The organism is Enterobacter cloacae complex sp. AR_0002 (assembly GCF_001922365.1).
GTDB lineage: Bacteria > Pseudomonadota > Gammaproteobacteria > Enterobacterales > Enterobacteriaceae > Enterobacter > Enterobacter hormaechei_C.
On sequence record NZ_CP018814.1, the window covers coordinates 53718 to 79083 of the forward strand.

The window sequence follows — 25366 nt, forward strand, 5'->3', positions numbered from 1 at the left end:
CGATGATTAATAGGAGTTTTCGATTATGTCTGGACCACCGAAAACCCCGACCCATCTACGTTTGGTGAGGGGTAACCCATCAAAACGCCCGATTAATGAAAACGAACCAAAGCCAGCTGCAGGGGTACCCCCAACGCCGAAGCATTTCGACAAGCAGGGGAAATACTGGTTTAAGCGGATGGCCGACGAGCTCGATGCTATTGGTGTGATGTCCCAACTGGACGCCAGAGCCCTTGAGTTGCTGGTTGAGGCATATACCGAATACCGGCACCACTGCGACACGCTTGAAATTGAGGGGTACACCTACCGGATCGAAACGCAGAGCGGGGATGTGATGATCAAGGCTCACCCGGCAGCCGTCATGAAAGCTGATGCCTGGAAACGCCTGCGTGCCATGCTCGGTGAGTTCGGCATGACGCCAGCAAGCCGCTCTAAAGTGAATGCAAAAGGTCCTGATGCGGTTGACCCGCTGGCCGAGTTTATGAAAGCGAGGGATTAATGGCTAAGGTTGCAGAAGGCATCCGCTACGCCGAGAGGGTGGTGGCGGGGGAAATTATTGCCTGTGAGTATGTACGCCTTGCCTGTCAGCGTTTTCTTGACGATCTGGCACACGGCGAAGAGCGCGGTATTTTCTTCAGTGAGCCGCGCGCGCAGCACATTCTGAATTTCTATAATTTTGTTCCTCACGTCAAAGGTGCGCTAGCAGGCCAGCCTATTGAGCTGATGGACTGGCATGTTTTCATCCTGATTAATATTTTTGGTTTTGTTATCCCGCTGGTTAACGAAGAGACGGGGGAAACCGTTCTGCGTAACGACGGCAGCGGTCGGCCGGTGATGGTTCGGCGTTTCCGTACAGCAGATGTTGAGGTGGCCCGTAAAAATGCCAAATCAACGCTTTGCTCCGGCGTGGGGCTTTATATGGCTGGCGCAGACGGCGAGGGCGGGGCGGAGGTTTATTCCGCTGCAACCACCCGTGACCAGGCGCGAATTGTTTTTGAAGACGCGAAAAATATGGTCAAGAAGGCTAAAGCCACTCTTGGGCGGATCTTCGAATTCAACAAGCTCGCTATCTACCAGGAGCAAACGGCCTCCAAATTCGAGCCTTTATCATCAGATGCGAACAACCTCGACGGCCTGAACATTCATTGCGCCATCGTCGACGAGCTGCATGCTCACAAAACCCGTGACGTCTGGGACGTTCTGGAGACGGCAACCGGCGCTCGCCTGCAGTCGCTGCTTTTCGGTATCACCACCGCTGGTTTCAATAAAGAAGGCATCTGCTACGAACTGCGTGACTCTCTTTGATGCACGCTTGCTTACTGAAAAAGAGTACATGGCTGCGCGTGTCACACTTTCACAGGAAACATCCCGACAAATCCTACAGGCCCAGGCTAATGCTCTATCAGCGCCACGGCTTGAGCTTGCCGGGGACGTTGACCCGCTAGCCCAGCAAAGAAATCAACTCGTACAGCAGCAAAGCTTGATCGAGACCTATTATCGCAATGGAGCAGTAAGTAAGCAGCAGTACGAAATGCTGATGCAGAAGAGTAGTAAAGATTCTGCTGATGCTCAGTATCAGACCGCGCTGGAATTATATCGCTCACAGAGTGACTTCAATAATCTGGCGATCGGTCTGGTGGATGCTACCCGGGAGCGTACCACTAATGTTCTGACGGGGCTGTTGACTAAAACGCAGACCTTTAAAGAGGGCATGATCAACCTCTTCTCCACGCTTACTCAGTCGATAATTCAAAACCTCGTCGACATGGCAGCCCAGGCGTTGCTAACTAATACGATTCTGAGCTCAATCATGAGCGTAGGTTCGAGTGTGTTTGGAGCTGTTGGAGGCGGTGCGGCGGCCAGTTCAGGAACAGCCATTGCCGACTATGGCAGTAACTTCCAGTTCAACGCTAAAGGAGGCGTTTATTCCTCCTCAGATTTGAGCGCTTACAGCGGTCAGGTCGTAGATAACCCTACGTTTTTCGCATTCGCGAAAGGGGCTGGGGTAATGGGGGAGGCGGGACCAGAAGCGATTATGCCTTTGACCCGCGCAGCTGATGGTTCACTTGGCGTGCGTGCTGTAAATAGTGGTGCAGCGGGAGGTGACACGGCACCGAAGGTTTATATAAGCATCGATTCAAACGGTAACACATCGACACAGGCACCTGCAGGTCTGGAACAATTCGGTACCGATGTAGGCCGTTACGTCGATCAGCGATACAAGCAGAATGTCATGCGTGATATCCGACCTGGTGGTGATATCTGGAACGCAATGAAAGGAACCCGATAAACATGGCTATCGAAACTTTTACCTGGAGCCCCAGAGTCAGTCCGACACAAACCGTCTCATTCAGGACGAGAAGCGCCAAGTTTGGGGATGGCTACGAGCAGATCTCCGGCGATGGCCTCAATCCTCGCAGCCAGCAGTGGGAACTGAATTTTGTTGGGACTGAAGAATACGTTCAGGCGATCAAAACCTTTCTTGACAGGCATGGAGGAACAAAATCATTCCAGTGGAAACCTCCGCTTGAGCCGCTTGGGTTATATCGTTGTGCCGAGTATAAGCCCACTCCGATGGGAGGTGAGAACTACTCCCTTTCCGCAACTTTCCAACAGGCATTCAAACCATGAGTCTAAATGAAGATTATCAGAAGCTTGAGCCTGGCGATGAGGTCAGGCTTTACGAGGTCGATGGAACGGCCTTTGGAACAGGCGAGGTTCTGCGGTTTCACAGCTACAGTCTGGCACATACTGAAGCTGAAATTGTCGCGGCCGGGGGTGATGAAGATAAGCTTCCAGCTAAATCAATTTGGTGGCAGGGGGAGGAATACAATGCATGGCCATGTCAGATTGAGGGGATCGAAGCTTCTACTAGCGGGAGCAGCGCGCAACCAAAATTATCGGTAGCAAACCTTGATAGCTCCATCACAGCTCTTTGTCTTGCCTATGACGATATGCTGCAGGCGAAGGTGACTATCCATGACACGTTAGGCAAATATCTTGATGCAAAAAACTTCGCGGATGGCAATGCGACAGCCGATCCCACGCAGGAAAAATTGAAGATTTTCTACATCGATTCAAAGAGTAGTGAAAGTAATGAAGTTGTTGAGTTCACACTCTCAAGCCCGATGGACCTGCAGGGGAAAATGATCCCGACGCGACAGCTTCATTCCCTGTGTACCTGGTGCATCCGGAATAAATATCGCACCGGCGACGGCTGCGACTATGCCGGCACCCGCTATTTCGATAAAAACAACAACCCGGTGAGCGACCCGTCTCTGGACGAATGCAACGGCACGCTGACGGCCTGCAAACTTCGGTTCGGTGAAAATAACGAGCTTTCGCATGGTGGTTTCCCGGGCACGTCTTTGATCAGGAGTTAATATGCGTCAGAAAACCATTGATGCAATTATGGCGCATGCTGCAGCAGAATATCCTCGCGAGTGCTGTGGCGTGGTGGTGCAGAAAAGCCGTGTTGAACGATATTTCCCTTGTCGTAACCTCGCTGCAGAGCCGACGGAACATTTCCACCTCTCGCCAGAGGATTACGCAGCTGCTGAGGACTGGGGAACAGTGATCGCCATAGCTCACAGTCACCCTGATGCCACGACTCAACCGAGCGAACTGGATAAAGCGCAATGCGATGCAACGCTTTTGCCGTGGCACATCGTGAGCTGGCCGGAGGGGGATTTACGCACCATCCAGCCACGCGGAGAACTGCCGCTGCTGGAGCGTCCGTTTGTGCTTGGACACTTCGACTGCTGGGGGCTGGTAATGAGTTATTTCCGGCAAACGCATGGTATTGAGCTCCACGATTACCGGGTGGATTATCATTGGTGGGAAAACGACTATCCGGACAACTTCTACCAAGATTGCTGGTATGAGTGCGGATTCCGTGAATTCGACGGGCCGCCGAAACCCGGCGATATGGTGATCATGCAGGTCCAGGCTGATAAGTGGAATCATGCGGGAATTCTGCTGGAGGGAAATATGCTGCTGCACCACCTTTACGGACACTTGAGCCAACGCGTACCGTATGGAGGCTACTGGCAAGAGAGAACGATGAAGGTACTTCGCCATAAGGACCTGTGCTAACCTTTGCTCAAAACAAAGGAGCGAAACCATGAAACTTGCCTTGAGCATAATATTATTATCAACATCTCTGAATTTATTTGCAGGAACTGTAAACGATTACCTTGATCGCCACTCAGAAATTAAATCTAATTCAGTTGCAGCCACTTACGTTAACCATTACGCATTTATGATTGCGATGATGGAAGCGCAACAGAAGCATAATAGATCTGACAATGAGTTTATCACCGGATTAGTTTCAGACAACGGTGATGTATATGCAAAGCTAGCGGTTAAAAAGCTTGCTAATGACTGTTTAATACAGCGAAGTATCGGTCAATCTGGAGAGTTAAATAATAAAGAATGTAATATTATGATTCGAGCGAATAAAGCGGATTAATAAGCATTTAAAGAATAGAGGGTACGATGCAAGAGGTAATGACGCGAATTGAGCTAAGTGGCGAGCCGGGTAAAATTTTTGGAAAGATCCACCACCGCCTTATCAATAAAGTATCTGAAGCTGGAACGGCCCTCGCTAAAACCATTCCGGGCTTTGAAAGTTATATGATTAGTAGTAAAAGTCGTGGTCTAACCTTTGCCGTTTTCAAAGGGAAGAAAAACATAGGAGTAGATGACCTTGGCTTCCCCGTTACAGGTGAAGTGATCAGAATTGTACCTGTAATCATTGGGGGGAAAAAAGCTGGTGTGCTGCAAACAGTTTTAGGTGCTGTGTTGGTGGCCGCTGGTGCTGTGCTTAGCTTCACTCCATGGGCTGCAGCCTCACCATTTTTATATAAATTTGGTGCTGCAATGATGCTAGGCGGAGTTGTACAGATGCTTTCTCCTCAGCCATCAGGCATAGCCAGCAAACAAAGTGCAGATAACCGCGCATCCTATGCATTCGGTGGTGTTACAAACACTGCGGCACAGGGGTACCCGGTCCCTCTGCTATATGGTAAGCGTCTTATCGGCGGAGCGATTATTTCTGCCGGAATTTATGTCGAAGATCAGCAGTAGATAACTAACCTTTTTTCTGGCCACCTTCGGGTGGCTTTTTTTTATGGGCGCAATATGGCTACAGATAAAGTGTTAAAGGGCCGCAAGGGCGGCAGCTCCAGTTCACGAACCCCTACCGAACAGCCTGATGATCTGCAATCTGTAGCGAAGGCAAAAATCCTCATTGCGCTTGGCGAAGGGGAGTTTGCAGGGCAGCTAACCGGCAAAGATATCTACCTGGACGGAACGGCCCTGGAGAATGCTGACGGCTCCCAAAACTTTAGCGGCGTGACGTGGGAGTTTCGCGCGGGAACGCAGGCGCAAAAATATATTCAGGGTATTCCCGGTACCGAAAACGAAATCAGCGTGGGAACTGAGGTATCAAGCGCTACAGCATGGACGCGCACCTTTACCAATACGCAGCTTTCAGCAGTTCGCCTGCGTCTGAAATGGCCCTCGCTTTTCAAACAGGAGGACGACGGCGATCTGGTGGGTTACTCGGTCAATTATGCGATTGACCTGCAGACGGACGGCGGCACATGGCAGACGGTACTCAATACCAGCGTGACCGGCAAAACGACGTCTGGTTATGAGCGCAGCCACCGTATCGATTTACCGCAAGCTGGAAGCACCTGGACAATCCGCCTGCGTAAGATTACCTCTGACGCCAACAGCGCGAAGATCGGCGACACGATGACGCTGCAGAGCTTCACTGAGGTTATTGACGCCAAGTTACGATATCCAAACACAGCGTTACTCTACATCGAATTCGATTCAAGCCAGTTTAACGGCTCTATCCCGCAGATCTCCTGCGAGCCCCGCGGCCGTGTTATCCGCGTTCCAGATACCTACGACCCTGAAACCCGCACTTATAGCGGTACATGGACCGGTGCGTTTAAGTGGGCATGGACGGATAACCCTGCGTGGATTTTTTACGATCTGGTTGTTTCTGACCGGTTCGGCCTCGGGCACCGTTTGACCGCTGCGAATATTGATAAATGGACGCTTTATCAGGTTGCCCAGTATTGTGATCAGATGGTACCAGACGGCAAAGGGGGCAACGGTACCGAACCACGTTATACCTGCAACGTGTACATTCAGGACCGGAACGACGCCTACACAGTCCTGCGTGATTTTGCCGCTATCTTCCGTGGCATGACCTACTGGGGCGGGGATCAGATTGTGGCCCTGGCTGACATGCCGCGCGATGTTGATTACAGCTACACGCGCGCTAACGTTGTTGGCGGTCGCTTCACCTATTCGAGCAGCACCACGAAAAGCCGCTACACCACAGCGCTGGTTTCATGGTCAGACCCGGGGAACGCTTATGCCGACGCGATGGAGCCGGTATTTGAGCAGGCGCTGGTGGCGCGGTACGGCTTCAATCAGCTGGAAATGACAGCCATCGGCTGCACCAGGCAGTCAGAAGCGAACCGAAAGGGGCGCTGGGGTATTCTCACCAACAACAAGGATCGCGTTGTTTCGTTTGATGTCGGGCTGGACGGCAACATTCCGCAGCCGGGCTACATCATCGCCGTGGCAGACGAGCTGCTTTCCGGAAAGGTTATGGGCGGCCGCATCAGCGCCGTTAACGGTCGCGTTATCAAACTTGACCGCGTAGCTGATGCAGCACCAGGTGATCGCCTTATTCTCAACCTTCCCTCCGGAGCGTCGCAGAGCAGGACCATTCAGGCCGTGAACGGTGAATCAGTCACAGTCACCACTGCATACAGTGAGACGCCACAGGCCGAAGCTGTTTGGGTGGTTGAATCTGACGAGCTTTACACGCAGCAGTATCGTGTTGTCAGCGTTTCCGATAACGATGATGGCACTTTCTCGATTACCGGCGCATGGCACGACCCGGATAAATATGCCCGTATCGATACCGGAGCCATCATTGACCAGCGGCCGGTGAGCGTGATCCCGCCTGGTAACCAGTCGCCGCCTGACAACATCGTGATCAGCTCGTTTTCCGTGGTGCAGCAAAATATCAGCGTCGAAACGATGCGCGTGAGCTGGGACCAGGCGCAGAACGCTATCGCCTATGAAGCGCAATGGCGCCGCAACGACGGGAACTGGGTTAACGTGCCGCGCAGCTCCACCACATCATTCGACGTCCCGGGGATTTATGCCGGGCGCTACCTGGTACGCGTGCGCGCAATTAATGCCGCAGAAATCTCGTCCGGATGGGGCTATTCAGAAGAGAAAACGCTGACGGGTAAAGTAGGCAATCCACCGAAGCCGGTTGGCTTCATCGCTTCTGAAAATGTGGTTTTCGGCATCGAGCTGAACTGGGGATTCCCGGCGAATACCGACGACACGCTGAAGACGGAAATTCAGTATAGCCTGACCGGTACCGAGGACGATGCGATGCTGCTGGCCGATGTGCCTTACCCGCAGCGCAAATATCAGCAGATGGGCCTTAAGGCTGGGCAGATTTTCTGGTACCGCGCGCAGCTGGTGGACCGCAGCGGCAACGAATCAGGGTACACAGAATGGGTGCGAGGACAGGTCAGCATCGATGTTTCCGACATCACAGATGTGATCCTGGAGGAAATTAAAGATTCTGAGGTATTCAAGGATCTGATTGAGAGTGCCGTAGAAAGTAGCGAGAAACTGGCCGAACTTTCTGATGCGATTAAGGAGAACGCCGATGGTCTGGCTGCAGCAGTAGGTTCGAATAAGCAGACAGCAGAAGCAATCATTGGGAACGCCCTGGCTATTGCTGATGTTGTTGTGCGTCAGACTGCGCAGCAGGGGGCTAACTCTGCGACATTCGAACAGCTCCGGGAGGTGATCGCCACTGAGACGGAAGCCCGCGTCACGGATGTTACTCGTCTAGAGGCGAAAACTGCCCAGAATGAAGCGGGTATTACTGATGTTCGCCAGGCGTTAGCAACGGAAACTGAAGCTCGCGCTTCTGCGGTAAGTCAATTGACGGCTGCCACTCAGGTCGCATCTGACAAAGCTGATTCAGCAGCTGCTGTAGGTGCTCAGAATACAGCATCAATCACTGACCTTAGCCAGGTTGTCACGGACCTCGATTCCTCAATGGCATCACGCCTGGAAGAGCTGGGTGCACAAACTGATAAGGCCAGCGGCGGTATTCAGAACAATGCTATCGCGCTGATCACCAGTACGCTCGCGCAGGTTAACCAGCGCAACCTCCTGAGCGTCCAATATGGAGATAACAAAGCCAGTATCGATCGAGTAGACAATGTGATGTCCGACGCCAGTAAAGCTGTCGCTGAGTCATTGCGCGCTTTGGATTCCAGCACCGGTGGGAACACGGCGAATGTCACTGACTTGTCGAAGACACTTGCTGATTTTACCCAGGCGTCTGCTACGCAAATCAATTCGCTAAAGGTCACGGTTAACGGTCAGTCTGCAGCGATTGTCCAGAACGCGCAGGTATCAGCCGACATCAATAATAACCTGAATGCAATGTACAGCATCAAGGTAGCTATTGATTCTAATGGCAACCAGTACGCAGCGGGAATGGGCATTGGTGTTCAGAATACGCCATCCGGCATGCAGTCGCAGGTGCTGTTCCTGGCTGACCGTTTAGCGGTAATGGCGCAGGCTGGTGGGGCGGTGTCGTTGCCGTTCGTAATCCAGAACGGACAGACCTTCATCCGGGATACGTTCATCCAGGACGGTACCATCAGCAATGCCAAAATAGGAAACTACATTCAGTCAAATAACTACGTTGCTGGTTCCGTCGGATGGAAACTGGATAAGTCAGGAACGTTTGAGAACTACGGCTCCACAGCTGGAGAGGGGGCAATGAAACAAACCAATCAGACAATTAGTGTTCGGGACTCCAGCAATGTGCTGAGGGTACAAATCGGAAGAATTACTGGAACATGGTAAGTAACGGGCCTCACATGAGACCCTTTTTATTATGGAGTTGTAAATGGCCGAATATGGGGTCCAGACATGGGACGCTTCCGGAAACGTAAACAACTACGGAATTAAACCTGTCAGCGTCAGTGGTTACCTTCAACTTGCCGTTAATCAGAAGTCAGGCTCTTATTCCGTAGTGCTACCACCAGGCTGCAAGTTGACCTACTTTCAGGTCATGAATGATGACCAATGGGGCACAGGGAGGAGGAAGATAACAATCTCGGGAGGAACTGCAACTGTATCGTCTGCGGGAGATACCGATTACTCAGCAGGCACTGAGCCCGCGATGGCGGCATTTTTAATATTCCAGATTGAGAAGGCATAAATGGCGCAGTACGGCGTTTTACTTACAACTACGAGTGGCGAGGTATGGGTAAGCTCTAACAGCTCGCCAATTGCATTGCAGGCTCGTAAGACAGCAGTATTACAGGGAACATCTGGTTATAACATAAAAGTTACGCACACCTTCCCGGCTGGGCAGCCTGTCGTCGCTTTTGTACACTGCACTGTTGAAGTGGAAATTACCCAAACTATAAGTGGGAATACGATTACCGTAGACTTCCTCAGACCTACCGCAACTGGCACGGCTTACGTCTATTTTTTCTCTATCTTCCCGCAGACTAAGCCTGATTACGGGCTGGCTGTATGGGATGCATCTGGCTCGCTGATTTTAACCAACGAGACGCGCACACTCAGCGATATAGTCACAATTGGTACTGCTGGAGTGGATGCCAGCTCTGGTTATAACATTAATACAACAAGGGCGGGGAAGTGGGCTTGCATGCCGGTCATGCTCGGTCTAATTACCGGGGTTGTATCAGCTGGTGGTCAGCCGCAGCCTTACGCGGCAATATACAAGAGCATGGCAAAACTTGATGGAAGCAATACCAGAATATTTGCCAGACCGCAAACCACACCGAGCGGAAGCCTACAGAATGCTGCTTATTCAAATTTAAGAAACGTGATTATGGCCATCAACTGTGCAAGTTATGATTGATCGTTTTAAGCGATCAATTAACTAAAATTGATCTACAGAATCAATTATACCCACGTTATCCATATTGCTATTGTGTTACTTCCTCAATCCCCTGGGATGGAACCATTGTGAAAAATATAATTTTTTGTTTGTCATTGGCTTTTTTGCTTTCAGGTTGTGCTGGCGTTATTGAGAGGCAACAGCCTGTATGTAGCGGAATAGCACTGGTAGGCGGGCAGGAAAGCAGCGTGCAAATTTATGGCGTTCGCAAGCAAAATAACCAAACTCAGTACCGAGCGGGTTATCCATTTAACTGGACCTGGGTAAGTGCAAATACATTTACCAGCACGACCTGCAAATAAACAAACTGATTCAAACAAACCTCGCTCCGGCGGGGTTTTTTATTGCCTGGAGAAAACATGATTTATACCACTGGCACTATTGCCATCAGCGGAAACACCCTTACAGGTACCGGCACAAACTTCACTGCAGCTGGCTCACTTATTCGTAACGGCTGCACTGTTATCGCGCTGACCAGCCCAGCGCAGGTTTTCCAGATTACCGCGATTGGAAGCGCAACCTCTCTCACCGTTACGCCAGCTGCTAACCCTGCTATCCCTGCTGGAACCAAATATGCCATTCTTCTGAGCGACAGCCTTAGCGTTGACGGTCTGGCGCAGGATATCGCTGAAACATTCACTATGTACCAGCGTTACATGAGCGGTTTCGCTGATGTGATGAACGGTACTACAGACGTCACTATCACAATTAACGGTGTGGCCGTTACCGTGCCGGGCCAGAAATCACTGGCGAAGAAAGGGGCTAACAGCGATATAACCAGCCTAAGCGGCCTGACTACCGCGCTCAGTATCAGCCAGGGCGGTACAGGTGCAAAGAATGCTGCTGACGCTCGCACAAACCTCGGTTTGGGAAATGCCGCCACTAAGGATGTTGGCCCTAATACTGGTAATGTCTTAGGTGTTGGATACTTTGGTTTCGGAACTCCAGGTATTAACGTTTTAGGAAGTACCGAATCAGGGTTTTATGGTATTGACGGCTCTGGTACTTCCTGGGCGCCGCAAGCAGGATCTGGAATTGTATGCGGGTATGACCCAACTCGCCGACAGCAAATCTTCACAGGAATATCCGGTAATCTTTTTGTAAGAAACCTCATCGCATCTGCAATGAACACCTCATCATCCACAATACCGTGGACGCAGATGCAGGCGGTTGGGACATCTGATATCAACTTTAAGAAAGATATCACTGAACTTGATACGGAAATCGCGCTGGCAAACATCGATGCGATGGAGTTCGTATCGTTCAGGTATAAGGATGACGACAGTGAAGCAGTACGCCGTGGTGTAATCGCGCAGCAGGTTAAGAAGATTGATCCGCAGTACGTTCACAGTGCCGAGGGTGTGGGTAAGATGACCCTTGATCTCAACCCCCTTCTGATGGATGCTCTTGCCGCCATTAAGGCACTGAGTATGAAGGTTACAGAGCTTAGTCAGGAGGTCGATAAGCTCAAACAAGGCTCTGAGTGATTGCCTGAAGACAGCATCTGGAAAACCAAAGTGTCTGAAGCTTCAGGAGTCGATGCAGATTCGAACCCAGAATAACGACCCTTAATTATTCGCCGCTGGCTGTAACATTGCCAGGCTGCCTGCGGCAACTTTTATCACTACAAGCGCTGTGATTCTGGTCCCTGAAGGGACCAGTGTTGATGCTATGGTTATGCTTTGACTAAAAGAACCGAACACATTTTTGTTCGAGAGGTATGAGCGCTCACCTTGGTATTTAATTACCTTCGCGATTTTTATTAACTGCTGGATAAAGAAGAAATAATGGGGCTGATAATAATATGCAAAACATATATACAAAAATAAATGCACCCCAGGATGTGCTATCTGCACCGAAATAATTGTCCCATGTTTCCTTTTTCATTATCTTTAATGCTAATTTCTCTGAAACATAAAAAGCAAAAGGGAGTACCACTGCGCCTATTGCTAGGTAGGAGGCAATGTAAGGCATATAAGGTGCGTAAGCAGGGAAAATTTTCCCATCACGTAAGTCTGTTAAAATTACGTAAACAAGATAACCACAGCCAACTAAACCCCAAAGACAATATTTTAAATAATATTTTAAAGTCATTTTTTATGGTTGAATGAGAACGTGTATTCGAGTGTATCTGACAAAATGGCTGGGGGCAATGGAGAGTATTTATATATTGATATCAACTTTCAAAGCACCAAGCAGGGCGATCTGCCTGGTGAGCACTTTTATGGTTTCTGTGTATTAAGCATCTCTTTCAACTGTACCAGTTCCCCCTGCATATGCTGGATTGAAATGGAAGGGAGCTAATAGTGGAACGCACCCGGGCTGGGTTGGCCGCAGCCCGTGAGAAAGGGCGAATCGGTGGGAGGCGGCCAAAATTGACACCTGAGCAATGGGCTCAGGCTGGCAGGTTGATCGCAAACGGAGTGGATCGGAAGCAGGTGGCGATCATTTACGATGTGGCCGTTTGTACTCTATATAAAAATTCCCAGTAAATAAAGACGTTACACGAACTTCAACACATTAAAATTCATCCGGGTTATTCGATGTGCTTATGCCAATTTTGATCAGGCTCAATACTATCAAGCCAAGAGCAACAACTACGGTACTTGCGATTATAAACGTTGCCATGTTGAACCTTTTTTATGAACTTTTCGTTTAGACAATACGGAACTGCAAACGTTCAGAACAAAAAATTCTTAGTATGAGAGCAGGATGTTTGATGTTTCGGACAGCCATATGTAAAAATGAGCTACGGTTGCTGGGCACTGTTCGGTAATTCGAATATTGAATGTTACAACCATGAAGATTCTGTTTGTACATAAGCTTCATGTAACAAGAGGATCTACTGAAAGGAATGATGAGAGATGTGTGGGGGCTTACCGTAGTTGAATTTATTGCTATCAAGCGGAATCTTGAGAATATTTCTGATACATGGTCAGATCTCTGGGCAATGTTGTATCTGAGTCAGGCTAAGCCCGGACAGCTTCTTGGGGCAAAGTTTGATGATGTGAGCCATGATATTCTTGTTCTTTCAGCCACAAAAGGACTGAGGGAAAGATGCATTGCTCTTAAGCCAGGAGTTAAAAGAATTCTCCACTCCCGCAGGGAGAAGTATCCTGAAGATGTGTTTTTGTTTCAGAGCCATTCACATCGTACCAAGACAACTCCAAGACCGGTAACGTTAGTTGCATTTAATGCGGCACTGAAAAGGGCATCTATTGGAGTGACCGCAAAAACAGTGAGTAGTAAAAGTGCTTATTATTTAACGCCACTAAGATGAAGTGCCGTTCAATATCGGAAAAGTACGATGGGTAGTGGTGCATGTCTGCGTAGTTGAAGGTATGCACGAAGCGAACACGGGCTTTGCTAATCATTCACCAGCCACATATTTGCGTCTTCAAACATTTCCTCCAGCATGCGGTTCAGCTTTTCCCGATCGCTTTTGCTGGCATCGCTATTCAAGCCGTTCGCCTGCATCGGCTTCACCCTCACTTCGGCATCAGGGAAGATCTGGTGCACTCGCTTCGTCAGCTCTGCCAGGATAATCTCTCTGGCCCCTTCAAGTCCCTCTACATTTCGCTTGTCATAAACCAGTTCAACGAACATAAAAGCCTCCGGAAAACCACTGTGGTTGTATACAGTATTTTTACTGTAAAAATAAACAGTGTCAAGGCGAGCGGAGCACGAAAGGGGATGTGTTTTTGTTACCCTTAGTTACAAATAGAAAAACCCCAGACCGTGAGATCTGGGGTTCTTTTAAAGTGCACGTGCATTTCACGTGCATTTTTTTGTCTTTTCTCGGTCTGAGCTCTGTCTGGTCAGAGTCCGTAAGTGGCTGTTTTTATTGCCACTGTCCGGTTGCAGTCCTATCAAAAGTGGTGGAGCTGGCGGGAGTTGAACCCGCGTCCGAAATTTCTACATCCTCGGTACTACATGCTTAGTTTGTCTTTACATTCGCACGCCAGCTGCGGACAGACACGCCACTAACGAACTAGCCTGATTAGTTTTAACGCTTCAACCCCAGGCAGGGTTTCCACGCGATCTCTTTTGGGTTTGACCTCTCTTTGATCCCCGTCTTAAGAGCGGAAGCTAGGGAGAGAGGGCTCTTAGCAGGTTATTAAGCTGCTAAAGCGTAGTTTTCGTCGTTTGCGACTATTTTTTTGCGGCTTTTAACGAGGCAAACCGCCCCTCGGCATGCACCTTGGGTTTCGCAAATCCCGTCGAATCCAGAATCAGCCCCAATAGTGTTGAACTCAGTATACCAGATTTTACTTCCTCGACACCAGCCCGAAACGCTAACTTATTGAATAGTACAATAAGCGCGCAGAATCAACGTCCTGCGTTTTTCATGATACGTGCTTTGTCGAGCTGCCACTCGCGTGCTTTCAGGTCAGTACGCTTGTCGTGTTGTTTCTTACCTTTCGCCACGCCGATTTTCACTTTGCACCAGGCGTTTTTCCAGTACAAAGAGAGTGCCACCACGGTGAAGCCTTCACGGTTGATGCGTCCGTAGAGGGATTCCAGTTCGCGCTTGTTTAGCAGCAGCTTACGGGTGCGGGTAGGATCGCAAACGTAATGTGAAGAGGCGACGGTCAGCGGCGTAAAGTTCGCGCCGAACAGGAAGGCCTCACCGTCTTTCAGGATCACGTAGCTGTCGCCGATATTGGCTTTCCCGGCACGCAGCGATTTTACTTCCCAGCCCTGCAACGCAAGGCCGGCCTCGAATTCTTCTTCGATGAAATACTCGTGGCGAGCACGCTTGTTAAGCGCAATGGTCGCCGAACCAGGTTTATGTGCTTTTTTCTTCGTCATAAGTGTCGTAAAGCCGTCGGTAATCTGATTTTAAAAAGTCACCTCATTGCGTCCTGTGAGGTCTAACGCGCTATATTAGCACGAGATAAGGCTTAGCGTTTTTTTAACAGGTGATAAATGTTATTATTTGTCTGTTGTGTGACCATGGAAAATGCTATGCCTCAGATTAGCCGTACTGCGCTTGTTCCCTACAGCGCGGAACAAATGTATCAGTTAGTGAACGACGTTCAGTCCTATCCGGAATTTATTCCAGGATGCACCGGTAGCCGAGTGCTGGAATCCGGCCCGACGCAGATGACTGCGGCCGTGGATGTCTCCAAAGCGGGGATCAGCAAAACGTTCACCACGCGCAATACCCTGACGAGCAATCAGAGTATTTTGATGCATCTGGTGGATGGTCCGTTTAAAAAACTGATGGGAGGGTGGAAGTTTACGCCACTGAGCGCTGACGCCTGCCGCATTGAGTTTCATCTGGATTTTGAATTTACCAATAAGCTGATCGAACTGGCGTTTGGCCGAATCTTTAAAGAGCTGGCCTCGAATATGGTTCAGGCGTTCACCACGCGCGCCAAAGAGGTTTACAGTGTCGCATAAGATTGCTGTTGAGGTGGTGTATGCGCTGCCGGAGAAGCAGTATTTGCAGCGCGTGACGCTTGAAGAGGGCGCCACCGTTGAGGCGGCTATCCGGGCCTCCGGCATCCTTGAACTTCGCCGTGATATTGACCTGGCGAAGAATAAAGTCGGCATTTATAGCCGTCCGGTTAAGCTCGGTGATGTGCTGAAAGAGGGCGACAGGGTTGAAATCTATCGTCCTCTGATTGCCGACCCGAAAGAGTTGCGCCGTCAGCGAGCAGAGAAATCCGGTAAGTAGCCAAATAAATGTACACAAAAAAGGTGCTCATTGAGCACCTTTTTGCGTTGCTGACGCTTGATTATTTGGTCAGGGCAGGCTTGTTGTCGATGTTGGTCAGCACGCCGCCACTGCTAAAGGTCAGCGTCAGGGTTTGCTGGGTTACATCTTCATGACCAGGCTGCTGGCGGAATACATAGAACCAGGTATTTGTGCCGAAGGGATCGGACATCATCGGGGTTCCCAGGGCATAAGCGACCTGCTGTTGTGTCATACCCACGCGGATTTTGGACACATCGTTAGGGGTAAGGTAGTTCCCCTGGTTGATGTCAGGACGGTAAACCACTTTCTCCAGAGTGGAACAGCCTGCGGTCAACATCAGAAGAACCGCTGCGGCAGCGGTCAGCGTTTTACAGCGCATAGTGATTTGATTCCTTTTCGGGCCCGAGCAGTACGCGGCTCATATGTAATATGCCGATGATAATAGACCTTGCCCCACTTTGAAACCGGTCTGGCGGCGTTTTTGTTGTTCTGTATGACCCTGAGATCCCGAAAAAGTTTATGCCGCCAGCAGTTCTTTCGCATTCGCGAGGGTATTGCGAGTGACTTCACTGCCGCCGAGCAAGCGTGCCAGCTCCTGCAAGCGAGAGCGTTTATCCAGCGGCTTCATGTGCGTTTCCGTCATTTCACCATCGGTTTCCTTGCTGACGATAAAGTGGTGATGACCACATCCGGCGACCTGCGGCAGGTGAGTCACACACATGACTTGCGTCGATTCACCCAACTGACGCAGCAGTTTGCCGACAACGGCCGCAGTCGGGCCGCTGATACCCACATCCACTTCATCGAAAATCAACGCCGGGGTTTCCATTTTACGGGCGGTAATCACCTGAATGGCCAGGGCGATACGCGACAGTTCACCACCGGAAGCCACTTTCGAAATTGCCTGCAAAGGCTGGCCCGGGTTGGTGGTGACGCGGAATTCTACGCGGTCTGCGCCTTCCGCCGTCAGGTGATTCTCTTCAAAGCGAACATCTATGGTGAACACCCCATGCGGCATCGCCAGCGTATGCATGCTGTCGGTAATGTGCTGGCTAAGCTCCTGCGCATAGTGTTGCCGCACGTCGTGCAGCCGTTTCGCCGTTTCCAGCGCCTGCTGATGATGCAGATTAACCGCCAGAGACAAGGTTTCAAGGGAATCGGCCTGATCGTCCAACTGCTGCTGTTCCTCCAGCAGAGACTGATAGTAATTCGGCAGCTCTTCCGGGGTAACGTGATGCTTACGCGCCAGTGAAATCTGACGGGAGATGCGTTGCTCAAGCTCGAACAGACGGTTCGGATCGAGATCCAGACGTTCACAGTAGTGGCGCAGCTCATCCCCGGCTTCTGAAATCTGAATCGCGGCCTCTTCCAGCATTTCCAATACGCCAGAAAGCTTATTGTCCATGCCGGTCAGTTCGGTCACAAGCTGACGCACGTTGTACAGCTGGCTCTGCAAATTCACGTCTTCGCCATCCGCCAGCATGTTAAGGGCAGTCTGGCTGGTGGAGAGCAGCTGACCGCTGTTGGCCAGACGCTTGTATTCTTCGTCGATTTGCTCAAATTCACCCGCCTGCGGGTTAAATTCGTTCAGCTCTTTCAGTTGATATTCCAGCAGCTCGGCGCGCGCGGTACGCTCCTGGCTTTGCTGCTGATGCTGCGCAAGTTCGCGGCAGCTTTGATGCCACTGACGATAGTGCTCCGCCATGAGTTGAGTAAGCGCGTACTCACCTGCGTAGCCATCAAGCAGGGCTTTCTGTTGTTCGGGTTTGATTAACTGCTGGTGCGCATGCTGACCATGGATCTGGATGAGCAGCTGGCCCAGCTCGCGAAGCTGGGAGAGGGGAACCGCTGTACCATTGATAAAACCGCGGGAGCGGCCATCGCTGCTGATGACGCGGCGAAGTAAACACTCACGTCCGTCTTCGAGCTGGTTTGCTTCCAGCCAGCGCAGGGCGGCAGGTGTGTCTTTTAACGAGAAGCGGGCGCAGAGATCGGCACGGGCGGCGCCTGTGCGCACCATATCCCCCTCTGCACGACCACCGAGGCACAAGCCGAGGGCATCAATGGCAATGGATTTACCTGCACCGGTTTCACCGGTAATCGCCGTCATTCCGCTATGGAAGTCGATTTCAAGCTCACGAACAATGGCAAAGTTGCTGATGGTCAGTTGTGCCAGCATAATTGTTTTCCTGTATGAAAAACCATAACTGTGTTTGTATACAGTATAAACTGGTTTTATATACAGTAAAGTGCTGTATGCAAAATCAGAACAATTTTTTTGACCAGCCGAGCTTGGAGCTTAATGTGTTGAAATAGCTGTAATCTTTTGGGTGAATGAGGTTCAGGTGGTAATCGCAGCGGCGAATGAGGACATCTTCACCTTCCTGAATGGGGAGCGCAATCTGACTGTCGCAGCTGATCTCCAGATCGCTGCGGCGATGAGAAAAACGCAGGCGGATGGTGCTGTCGCCGTTGATCACCAGCGGACGCGCCGAGAGCGTATGCGGGAACATCGGCACCAGGGTAATGGCATCCAGCGATGGCGTAAGGATTGGACCTCCGGCTGAAAGCGAGTAGGCGGTGGACCCCGTCGGGGTTGAAATAATCAGCCCGTCAGACCGCTGCGAGAAAGCGAAGATTTCGTCGATATAGACTTCGAATTCGATCATGTGCGCCACTTTACCGGGGTGGAGAACCACCTCGTTAATGGCGGTGCTGATGCGCTTCTGGCAGTCCTGCTGACACACCTGGGCTTCCAGTAAAAACCGTTTTTCACTGATATAGTGACCTTCCAGCACGTCCGCCAGCTGCTGCTGCGCATTGTCCGGGTCGAGGTCGGTAAGGAAACCGAGATTGCCACGGTTAACACCAATAACCTTAATATCATAGCGAGCCAGCGTTCGCGCCGCGCCCAGCATATTGCCGTCGCCACCGACCACCACGGCGAGATCCGCCTGCTGGCCAATTTCCGCCAGCGTGCCGGTTCTGACGCTTTTAAGCTGCAACTCCTGGGCAATCTGCTGCTCGACCATCACTTCATAGCCTTTACCACACAGCCAGCGATACAACATTTCATGTGTCGTCAATGCGGTAGGGTGACGCGGATGGCCGACGATCCCAATACACCTGAAATGATTATTCATTTTCTGGAGGTCCTTGTGCCTGATGAATGATGACAATCTGCCTTGTTCCCTTGAATCCAGGAAACTGATCCCCATAATAAGCGAAGTTAGCGAGATGAATGCAGAAAAACGCGGAGAAATTCATGAGTAGTAAAGAACAGAAAACGCCTGAGGGGCAAGCCCCTGAAGAAATTATCACGGAACAGCACGATGAAGTTGAGGCAGTAGAGCCAGACACGTCTGCTGAGCAGGTGGACCCGCGCGATGAAAAAATTGCCAACCTGGAAGCTCAGTTGGTAGAAGCGCAGAATCGCGAACGCGATGGCGTACTGCGTATCAAAGCGGAAATGGAAAACCTGCGCCGTCGTACCGAGCTGGACGTTGAAAAGGCGCACAAATTTGCGCTGGAGAAATTCGTCAACGAACTGCTTCCGGTGATCGACAGCCTGGATCGCGCGCTGGAAGTGGCGGATAAAGCTAACCCGGATAACGCGGCAATGATTGAAGGCATTGAGCTGACGCTGAAATCCATGCTGGATGTGGTGCGTAAGTTCGGTGTTGAAGTGATTGCCGATACGGATGTACCGCTGGATCCAAACGTTCACCAGGCCATTGCGATGGTGGAATCCGAAGACGTTGCCGCGGGTAACGTGCTGGGCGTGATGCAGAAAGGGTATACCCTGAACGGTCGTACTATTCGCGCTGCGATGGTGACCGTGGCGAAAGCGAAAGCGTAATTTGCCGACCCGTAGTGCCGGGTGGCGGCTTCGCCTCACCCGGCCTACAACATTACTCGGCGATACTTTCGCGTAAAGGTTTTACGGGCAGGACCTTAACCTGCTTAATCATGTTGTCCTGAACGTCCAGAATATCAATATCATACTGCTCAATACGCACGCGCGTGCCTGTCGCCGGGATCTCTTCCAGCGCTTCCAGGATCATTCCGTTCATCGTCCGCGCTTCGTCTTCCGGCAAATGCCAGTTGAACGCTTTATTGATTTCACGAATGTTGGCGCTGCCGTCGATAAGCACTGACCCGTCGTTTTGCGGGGTGACTTCTTCCGCAAGGGAAGGCGACATTGAGGTGGTAAAGTCCCCGACAATCTCTTCCAGAATATCTTCGACCGTCACCAGCCCCTGTATATCGCCGTATTCATCCACCACCAGGCCGACTTTCTTCTTGTTGCGCTGGAACTTCACCAGCTGCGTGCTGAGTGGGGTGCCTTCCGGCACGTAGTAAATTTCGTCGGCGGCGCGCAGCATTACCTCTTTGGTGAACTCGTTTTTCTCGGTCATCAGGCGATAGGCCTCGCGCACGCGCAGCATGCTGATGGCATCGTCGAGAGAATCGCGATAGAGGACGATACGCCCGTGCGGGGAGTGCGTCAGCTGGCGGACAATGGCCTTCCAGTCGTCGTTGATATCAATCCCGACGATTTCATTGCGCGGCACCATGATGTCGTCAACGCTGACCTTTTCCAGATCCAGCACCGACAGGAGCATGTCCTGATTGCGGCGGGAGATCTGCGAGCGGGATTCGTTCACGATGGTACGCAGTTCGTCTTTGCTGAGCGCGCTACTGATGGTGACGTCTGCCTTTATACCGACCATGCGCATCAGCACCCGTGTCACCATATTCAGCAGCCAGACCAGCGGCATCATCAGAATAAGCAGCGGTGCTAACAGGAAGCTGCTCGGGTAGGCGACTTTTTCCGGGTAAAGCGCCGCGATGGTTTTGGGCAGCACTTCCGCAAACACCAGTACCACAAACGTGAGCACACCTGTGGCAATCGCCACGCCTGCGTTGCCGTACAGACGCATCCCGACGATGGTGCCCAGTGCAGAGGCGAGAATATTGACCAGGTTGTTACCGATAAGCACCAGGCTAATCAGACGGTCCGGCTTACGCAGAAGCTTTTCGACACGACGCGCGGCACGGTTACCCTGCTTGGCGCGATGACGTAACCGGTAGCGGTTCAGCGTCATCATGCCGGTTTCAGAGCCAGAGAAATAAGCGGAGATGACCACCATGATGACCAGAATGACGATCAGCGTGGTGGTAGAGATGTGTTCCAGGGGGAACTCCTTTTGTTACTTAGCCAGCAAATTGCTGTATGAAGCGGCTACCAAAATAGGCAAGGGTGAGAATGCCCGCACCCGCGACGTTGAACCAGACCACGCGGCGACCGCGCCAGCCTTCATGATAATGGCCCCATAACAGGACAATATAGACAAACCACGCGATGATGGAGAGGACCGCTTTATCGATATTCTCCACGCTGAACAGGTTCTTCATATAAAACAAGCCTGTGCACAGCGTGAGCGTCAGCAGCACCACGCCGACCTGGGTGATGTGGAACATCTTACGCTCAATCACCATCAGCGGCGGCATTTCGTGGTTAAACGCCAGCTTTTTATTTTTCAGCTGGTAGTCAATCCAGGCGAGCTGCATGGCGTAAAGGGCGGCGATGATCAGCGTCGCGTAGGCAAAGAGCGACAGGCCGATATGCACCAGCATCCCCGGCGTGGCTTCCAGGTGAGTAATAAACTCATTGGGCATGAACGTGGCTAACGCCAGATTGATCAGCGCAAAGGCGTAGACTATCGGCAGCAGCAGCCAGCCACGGTTTTTAGACGCGACAATGGTCATGACCGTACAGATCATCAGGCTGACCAGCGAGCCGACGTTCAGTACGCTCAGATTTTGCACGCTGCCGTCGCCGGGGATAATGCGTGATTCCAGCGCAAAGGCGTGGCTAATCAGTGCGATCACTGCCGAAAGAATAGCCATGCGCCGCCAGCCGCTGTTTTTTTGCAGCAGGCCAGGAATGATCAGCGCGAGGCTGACAGAGTAGGCAACAAGGGCGATCAGTGCGAAAACAGGCATATAGGCGTCGACAGTTGTCTTAATAAGAAAGAGAAGCAGTATAACGTTACGTGACGCCTGCTCCAACCGTTGCATAACAACAAAGGCGCCTTCATGTTATACTCCGGCAAAATTCTGTGTATGTGTCGCCCAGGCGACCTAACGTTTCTACCCCAGGCGAGAGACAATGTTTGATAATTTAACCGATCGTTTGTCGCGCACGCTGCGCAACATCAGCGGCCGTGGACGCCTCACCGAAGAGAACATCAAGGAAACGCTGCGCGAAGTGCGCATGGCGCTGCTGGAAGCAGACGTCGCGTTGCCGGTCGTGCGTGATTTTATCAACCGCGTGAAAGAGAAAGCGGTTGGCCATGAAGTGAACAAGAGCCTGACTCCGGGTCAGGAGTTCGTCAAAATCGTCCGTAACGAGCTGGTTTCGGCGATGGGCGAAGAGAACCAGGTGCTTAACCTGGCGGCTCAGCCGCCGGCCGTCGTGCTGATGGCGGGTCTGCAAGGTGCGGGTAAAACCACCAGCGTCGGTAAGCTGGGGAAATTCCTGCGCGAAAAGCACAAGAAAAAGGTGCTGGTGGTGTCGGCGGACGTGTATCGCCCGGCGGCGATCAAACAGCTGGAAACGCTGGCCGAGCAGGTTGGCGTGGACTTCTTCCCGTCCGACGTGGCCCAGAAGCCTGTCGACATCGTTAACGCGGCGCTGAAAGAGGCGAAGCTGAAATTCTACGACGTGCTGCTGGTGGATACCGCCGGTCGACTGCACGTTGACGAAGCGATGATGGACGAAATCAAGCAGGTTCATGCCTCTATCAATCCAGTAGAGACCCTGTTTGTTGTTGACGCCATGACCGGTCAGGATGCGGCAAACACCGCAAAAGCGTTTAACGAAGCCCTGCCGTTAACCGGCGTGGTGCTGACCAAAGTCGACGGCGATGCCCGCGGCGGTGCGGCGCTGTCTATTCGTCATATTACCGGTAAGCCAATTAAGTTCCTCGGCGTGGGCGAGAAAACCGAAGCGCTGGAGCCGTTCCATCCGGATCGTATTGCCTCCCGTATCCTCGGCATGGGCGACGTGCTGTCGCTGATCGAAGATATTGAAAGCAAGGTTGACCGCGCCCAGGCGGAAAAACTCGCCAGCAAGCTGAAAAAAGGTGACGGTTTCGATCTGACCGACTTCCTTGAGCAGCTGCGTCAGATGAAAAACATGGGCGGCATGGCAAGCCTGATGGGCAAACTGCCAGGCATGGGCCAGATCCCGGACAACGTCAAATCCCAGATGGATGACAAAGTGCTGGTGCGTATGGAGGCCATCATCAACTCGATGACGCTGAAAGAGCGCGCGAAGCCAGAAATCATCAAAGGTTCCCGTAAACGCCGTATCGCTGCCGGTTGCGGCATGCAGGTGCAGGACGTAAACCGCCTTCTGAAACAGTTCGACGACATGCAGCGCATGATGAAGAAAATGAAGAAAGGCGGCATGGCGAAGATGATGCGCGGCATGAAAGGCATGATGCCGCCCGGTTTTCCTGGGCGATAATCGCTTTTGAGATTGCTTTTTGCCCGAAAATGAGTAAAATTTTCGGGCTTTTAATATGACACCCGGGCTCCGTTCCTCGATGGGGCCCGGTTGTTTTATTCACACAAGAGGATGTTATGGTAACTATTCGTTTAGCACGTCACGGCGCTAAAAAGCGTCCGTTCTACCAGGTTGTTGTGACTGACAGCCGTAATGCACGCAACGGTCGCTTCATCGAGCGCGTTGGTTTCTTCAACCCACTGGCCGCTGGCGCAGAAGAAGAAACCCGTCTGGATCTGGATCGTATCGCTCACTGGGTTGGCCAGGGCGCTACTGTTTCCGATCGCGTTGCTACGCTGATCAAAGCAGCAAACAAAGCAGCTTAATCTGTCACGGTGGTCATGATGAGCAATAAAGCACCTGTTGAACCGATCGTATTGGGAAAAATGGGTTCTTGCTACGGTATCCGTGGTTGGCTCAGAGTGTTTTCCTCCACTGAAGACGCTGATAGCATTTTTAATTACCAGCCCTGGTTTATCCAGAAAGGCGGTAAGTGGGAAGAGGTCGAGCTGGAAAGCTGGCGTCACCACAATCAGGACATCATCATCAAGCTGAAAGGCATTGACGATCGTGATGCCGCGAATGCGCTGACTAATTGTGAAATTGTCGTGGATTCGTCGCAGTTGCCGCAGCTGGAAGAGGGTGACTACTACTGGAAAGACCTTATGGGTTGCCAGGTAGTGACCACTGAAGGCTACAGCCTGGGGAAAGTCATCGACATGATGGAAACCGGGTCAAATGACGTTCTCGTCATTAAGGCAAACCTGAAAGATGCATTTGGCATCAAGGAGCGGTTGGTTCCGTTCCTCGATGGACAGGTTATCAAGAAAGTCGATCTCACTACTCAAACCATTGAAGTAGATTGGGATCCTGGTTTTTAAATTCTCCGGATAAACGGTAAAAGACGGCGCTATGTGGATTGGCATAATTAGCCTGTTTCCTGAAATGTTCCGCGCGATTACCGATTACGGGGTAACTGGCCGGGCAGTAAAGAATGGCCTGCTGAGCATCCAGAGCTGGAGTCCTCGTGACTTCACGCATGACCGGCACCGTACCGTGGACGATCGTCCTTACGGCGGCGGACCGGGGATGTTGATGATGGTGCAACCCTTACGGGACGCCATTCATACAGCAAAAGCCGCGGCAGGTGAAGGCGCGAAGGTGATTTATCTGTCACCTCAGGGACGCAAGCTTGATCAAGCGGGCGTGAGCGAACTGGCGACGAATCAAAAGCTGATTCTGGTCTGTGGTCGCTACGAAGGAATAGATGAGCGCGTAATTCAAACCGAGATTGACGAAGAATGGTCTATCGGCGATTACGTTCTCAGCGGTGGTGAGTTACCAGCAATGACGCTGATTGACTCCGTCGCCCGGTTTATTCCGGGGGTTCTGGGCCATGAAGCTTCGGCAACGGAAGATTCCTTTGCCGATGGGTTGCTGGACTGTCCACACTATACTCGTCCTGAAGTGTTAGAAGGGATGGAAGTCCCGGCAGTGTTACTGTCTGGAAACCATGCCGAGATACGTCGCTGGCGTTTGAAGCAGTCGCTGGGCCGAACCTGGCTTAGAAGACCTGAACTTCTGGAAAACCTGGCTCTGACTGAAGAGCAAGCAAAGTTGCTGGCCGAGTTCAAAACTGAACACGCGCACCAGCAGCATGAACATGATGGGAAAGCGTAATACGCTCCCGAATATCAGTTTACCCAGGATAAGAGATTAAATTATGAGCAACATTATTAAGCAACTTGAACAAGAGCAGATGAAGCAGGACGTACCTTCCTTCCGTCCAGGTGACACCGTGGAAGTGAAAGTATGGGTTGTTGAAGGTTCCAAAAAACGTCTGCAGGCATTCGAGGGCGTGGTTATCGCTATTCGTAACCGCGGTCTGCACTCTGCATTCACTGTTCGTAAAATTTCCAACGGCGAAGGCGTTGAGCGTGTCTTCCAGACTCACTCTCCGGTAGTTGACAGCATTGCTGTTAAACGTCGTGGTGCTGTACGTAAAGCTAAACTGTACTACCTGCGTGAGCGTACTGGTAAGTCTGCTCGTATTAAAGAGCGTCTGAACTAAGATTCG

General features: G+C 51.4%; 30 protein-coding genes, 1 other RNA gene and 2 pseudogenes. 23 read left to right on the plus strand and 10 right to left on the minus strand.

Features of this window, described 5'->3' with window-relative positions:
- Positions 1-25: 25 nt before the first annotated feature.
- From AM329_RS00340 to AM329_RS25125, 13 genes and pseudogenes are all read left to right on the plus strand, one after another.
- Complete coding sequence (locus AM329_RS00340) at positions 26-499, plus strand: phage terminase small subunit P27 family (RefSeq protein ID WP_032610605.1); 474 nt, start codon at positions 26-28, stop codon at positions 497-499.
- A pseudogene (locus AM329_RS00345) lies at positions 499-1296 on the plus strand (terminase large subunit domain-containing protein); the annotation flags it as partial. The gene AM329_RS00340 and the pseudogene AM329_RS00345, both read left to right, overlap by 1 nt.
- Before the next feature lie 37 nt (positions 1297-1333).
- On the plus strand, positions 1334-2290 hold the full coding sequence (locus tag AM329_RS00350) for a phage tail tape measure protein (protein WP_052686367.1): 957 nt from the start codon (positions 1334-1336) through the stop codon (positions 2288-2290).
- Between the two features lie 2 nt (positions 2291-2292).
- The gene (locus tag AM329_RS00355) at positions 2293-2631 is read left to right on the plus strand and encodes a phage tail protein (RefSeq protein ID WP_032610603.1); all 339 of its coding nucleotides are present in this window, start codon (positions 2293-2295) and stop codon (positions 2629-2631) included.
- Positions 2628-3383 (plus strand): phage minor tail protein L, encoded by a 756-nt coding sequence (locus AM329_RS00360; protein WP_032610602.1) that lies wholly within the window; start codon positions 2628-2630, stop codon positions 3381-3383. Before AM329_RS00355 ends, AM329_RS00360 begins: the two co-directional genes overlap by 4 nt.
- Before the next feature lies 1 nt (position 3384).
- Positions 3385-4095 (plus strand): C40 family peptidase, encoded by a 711-nt coding sequence (locus AM329_RS00365; RefSeq protein ID WP_032610600.1) that lies wholly within the window; start codon positions 3385-3387, stop codon positions 4093-4095.
- 28 nt (positions 4096-4123) lie between these two features.
- On the plus strand, positions 4124-4471 hold the full coding sequence (locus tag AM329_RS00370; protein WP_032610599.1) for a hypothetical protein: 348 nt from the start codon (positions 4124-4126) through the stop codon (positions 4469-4471).
- A gap of 26 nt (positions 4472-4497) precedes the next feature.
- The gene (locus AM329_RS00375) at positions 4498-5088 is read left to right on the plus strand and encodes a tail assembly protein (protein WP_032610598.1); all 591 of its coding nucleotides are present in this window, start codon (positions 4498-4500) and stop codon (positions 5086-5088) included.
- Between the two features lie 54 nt (positions 5089-5142).
- Positions 5143-8940 (plus strand): phage tail protein, encoded by a 3798-nt coding sequence (locus tag AM329_RS00380; protein WP_032610597.1) that lies wholly within the window; start codon positions 5143-5145, stop codon positions 8938-8940.
- A 43-nt stretch (positions 8941-8983) separates the two neighbouring features.
- Positions 8984-9298, plus strand: coding sequence for a hypothetical protein (locus AM329_RS00385; RefSeq protein ID WP_032610596.1), 315 nt, complete (start codon positions 8984-8986; stop codon positions 9296-9298).
- Positions 9299-9970 (plus strand): hypothetical protein, encoded by a 672-nt coding sequence (locus AM329_RS00390; RefSeq protein ID WP_032610595.1) that lies wholly within the window; start codon positions 9299-9301, stop codon positions 9968-9970. It begins immediately after the preceding gene.
- Between the two features lie 107 nt (positions 9971-10077).
- Positions 10078-10311: a hypothetical protein gene (locus tag AM329_RS00395; protein ID WP_032610594.1), complete on the plus strand. Its 234-nt coding sequence runs from the start codon at positions 10078-10080 to the stop codon at positions 10309-10311.
- Positions 10312-10368: 57 nt separating this feature from the next.
- Complete coding sequence (locus AM329_RS25125) at positions 10369-11496, plus strand: tail fiber domain-containing protein (RefSeq protein WP_077870385.1); 1128 nt, start codon at positions 10369-10371, stop codon at positions 11494-11496.
- 253 nt (positions 11497-11749) lie between these two features.
- Here AM329_RS25125 and AM329_RS00410 read toward each other — a convergent pair whose 3' ends face one another.
- Positions 11750-12103 carry a hypothetical protein gene (locus tag AM329_RS00410; protein WP_071886176.1) on the minus strand — a complete coding sequence of 118 codons (354 nt, stop codon included), beginning with the start codon at positions 12101-12103 and terminating at the stop codon, positions 11750-11752.
- Between the two features lie 200 nt (positions 12104-12303).
- Here AM329_RS00410 and AM329_RS00415 point away from each other — a divergent pair.
- Positions 12304-12501, plus strand: a pseudogene (locus AM329_RS00415) (helix-turn-helix domain-containing protein); the annotation flags it as partial.
- Positions 12502-12529: 28 nt separating this feature from the next.
- Here AM329_RS00415 and AM329_RS26290 read toward each other — a convergent pair.
- Positions 12530-12637, minus strand: a complete 108-nt coding sequence (locus AM329_RS26290) for a YnaM/YnfT family protein (protein WP_350223618.1) — start codon at positions 12635-12637, stop codon at positions 12530-12532.
- 226 nt (positions 12638-12863) lie between these two features.
- Between AM329_RS26290 and AM329_RS00420 the strand changes: the two genes are divergently transcribed.
- Complete coding sequence (locus AM329_RS00420) at positions 12864-13289, plus strand: hypothetical protein (protein ID WP_123906383.1); 426 nt, start codon at positions 12864-12866, stop codon at positions 13287-13289.
- Positions 13290-13375: 86 nt separating this feature from the next.
- Here the strand turns inward: AM329_RS00420 and AM329_RS00425 are convergent, their stop codons facing one another.
- The 3 genes from AM329_RS00425 to smpB all read right to left on the minus strand — a co-directional run bounded on the left by AM329_RS00425 (position 13376) and on the right by smpB (position 14821).
- The gene (locus AM329_RS00425) at positions 13376-13615 is read right to left on the minus strand and encodes a DinI family protein (RefSeq protein ID WP_013096351.1); all 240 of its coding nucleotides are present in this window, start codon (positions 13613-13615) and stop codon (positions 13376-13378) included.
- A 270-nt stretch (positions 13616-13885) separates the two neighbouring features.
- Positions 13886-14249: a transfer-messenger RNA gene (gene ssrA, locus AM329_RS00430) on the minus strand.
- Positions 14250-14338: 89 nt separating this feature from the next.
- The gene (smpB, locus tag AM329_RS00435; protein ID WP_003863115.1) at positions 14339-14821 is read right to left on the minus strand and encodes an SsrA-binding protein SmpB; all 483 of its coding nucleotides are present in this window, start codon (positions 14819-14821) and stop codon (positions 14339-14341) included.
- 156 nt (positions 14822-14977) lie between these two features.
- On the opposite strand from smpB, the gene AM329_RS00440 reads away from it, so the two are divergent.
- On the plus strand, positions 14978-15415 hold the full coding sequence (locus AM329_RS00440) for a type II toxin-antitoxin system RatA family toxin (RefSeq protein ID WP_003863117.1): 438 nt from the start codon (positions 14978-14980) through the stop codon (positions 15413-15415).
- Positions 15405-15692, plus strand: a complete 288-nt coding sequence (locus AM329_RS00445; protein ID WP_003863119.1) for an RnfH family protein — start codon at positions 15405-15407, stop codon at positions 15690-15692. Before AM329_RS00440 ends, AM329_RS00445 begins: the two co-directional genes overlap by 11 nt.
- 61 nt (positions 15693-15753) lie before the next feature.
- Here the strand turns inward: AM329_RS00445 and bamE are convergent, their stop codons facing one another.
- The 3 genes from bamE to nadK all read right to left on the minus strand — a co-directional run bounded on the left by bamE (position 15754) and on the right by nadK (position 18856).
- Positions 15754-16092 carry an outer membrane protein assembly factor BamE gene (gene bamE, locus AM329_RS00450; protein WP_032609930.1) on the minus strand — a complete coding sequence of 113 codons (339 nt, stop codon included), beginning with the start codon at positions 16090-16092 and terminating at the stop codon, positions 15754-15756.
- Between the two features lie 138 nt (positions 16093-16230).
- Positions 16231-17892 carry a DNA repair protein RecN gene (recN, locus tag AM329_RS00460; RefSeq protein ID WP_023314691.1) on the minus strand — a complete coding sequence of 554 codons (1662 nt, stop codon included), beginning with the start codon at positions 17890-17892 and terminating at the stop codon, positions 16231-16233.
- Between the two features lie 85 nt (positions 17893-17977).
- A complete protein-coding gene (gene nadK / locus AM329_RS00465; RefSeq protein WP_003863124.1) occupies positions 17978-18856 on the minus strand; it encodes an NAD(+) kinase in 879 nt (292 codons plus the stop codon).
- A 122-nt stretch (positions 18857-18978) separates the two neighbouring features.
- Here nadK and grpE point away from each other — a divergent pair, with 122 nt between their 5' ends.
- On the plus strand, positions 18979-19572 hold the full coding sequence (grpE, locus tag AM329_RS00475) for a nucleotide exchange factor GrpE (protein ID WP_003863126.1): 594 nt from the start codon (positions 18979-18981) through the stop codon (positions 19570-19572).
- 52 nt (positions 19573-19624) lie between these two features.
- On the opposite strand, the gene AM329_RS00480 is transcribed toward grpE, so the two are convergent.
- Positions 19625-20911, minus strand: a complete 1287-nt coding sequence (locus AM329_RS00480; RefSeq protein ID WP_032609927.1) for an HlyC/CorC family transporter — start codon at positions 20909-20911, stop codon at positions 19625-19627.
- Positions 20912-20930: 19 nt separating this feature from the next.
- Positions 20931-21722 carry an inner membrane protein YpjD gene (locus tag AM329_RS00485; protein ID WP_003863130.1) on the minus strand — a complete coding sequence of 264 codons (792 nt, stop codon included), beginning with the start codon at positions 21720-21722 and terminating at the stop codon, positions 20931-20933.
- 166 nt (positions 21723-21888) lie between these two features.
- On the opposite strand from AM329_RS00485, the gene ffh reads away from it, so the two are divergent.
- The 5 genes from ffh to rplS all read left to right on the plus strand — a co-directional run bounded on the left by ffh (position 21889) and on the right by rplS (position 25360).
- The gene (gene ffh / locus AM329_RS00490; protein WP_003863132.1) at positions 21889-23250 is read left to right on the plus strand and encodes a signal recognition particle protein; all 1362 of its coding nucleotides are present in this window, start codon (positions 21889-21891) and stop codon (positions 23248-23250) included.
- 116 nt (positions 23251-23366) lie between these two features.
- The gene (gene rpsP, locus AM329_RS00495) at positions 23367-23615 is read left to right on the plus strand and encodes a 30S ribosomal protein S16 (RefSeq protein ID WP_003863133.1); all 249 of its coding nucleotides are present in this window, start codon (positions 23367-23369) and stop codon (positions 23613-23615) included.
- Positions 23616-23630: 15 nt separating this feature from the next.
- Positions 23631-24170, plus strand: coding sequence for a ribosome maturation factor RimM (gene rimM / locus AM329_RS00500; RefSeq protein WP_032609925.1), 540 nt, complete (start codon positions 23631-23633; stop codon positions 24168-24170).
- A gap of 31 nt (positions 24171-24201) precedes the next feature.
- On the plus strand, positions 24202-24969 hold the full coding sequence (gene trmD, locus AM329_RS00505; protein WP_003863138.1) for a tRNA (guanosine(37)-N1)-methyltransferase TrmD: 768 nt from the start codon (positions 24202-24204) through the stop codon (positions 24967-24969).
- 43 nt (positions 24970-25012) lie between these two features.
- Complete coding sequence (rplS, locus tag AM329_RS00510) at positions 25013-25360, plus strand: 50S ribosomal protein L19 (RefSeq protein ID WP_002914145.1); 348 nt, start codon at positions 25013-25015, stop codon at positions 25358-25360.
- The last annotated feature ends 6 nt before the right edge of the window (positions 25361-25366 follow it).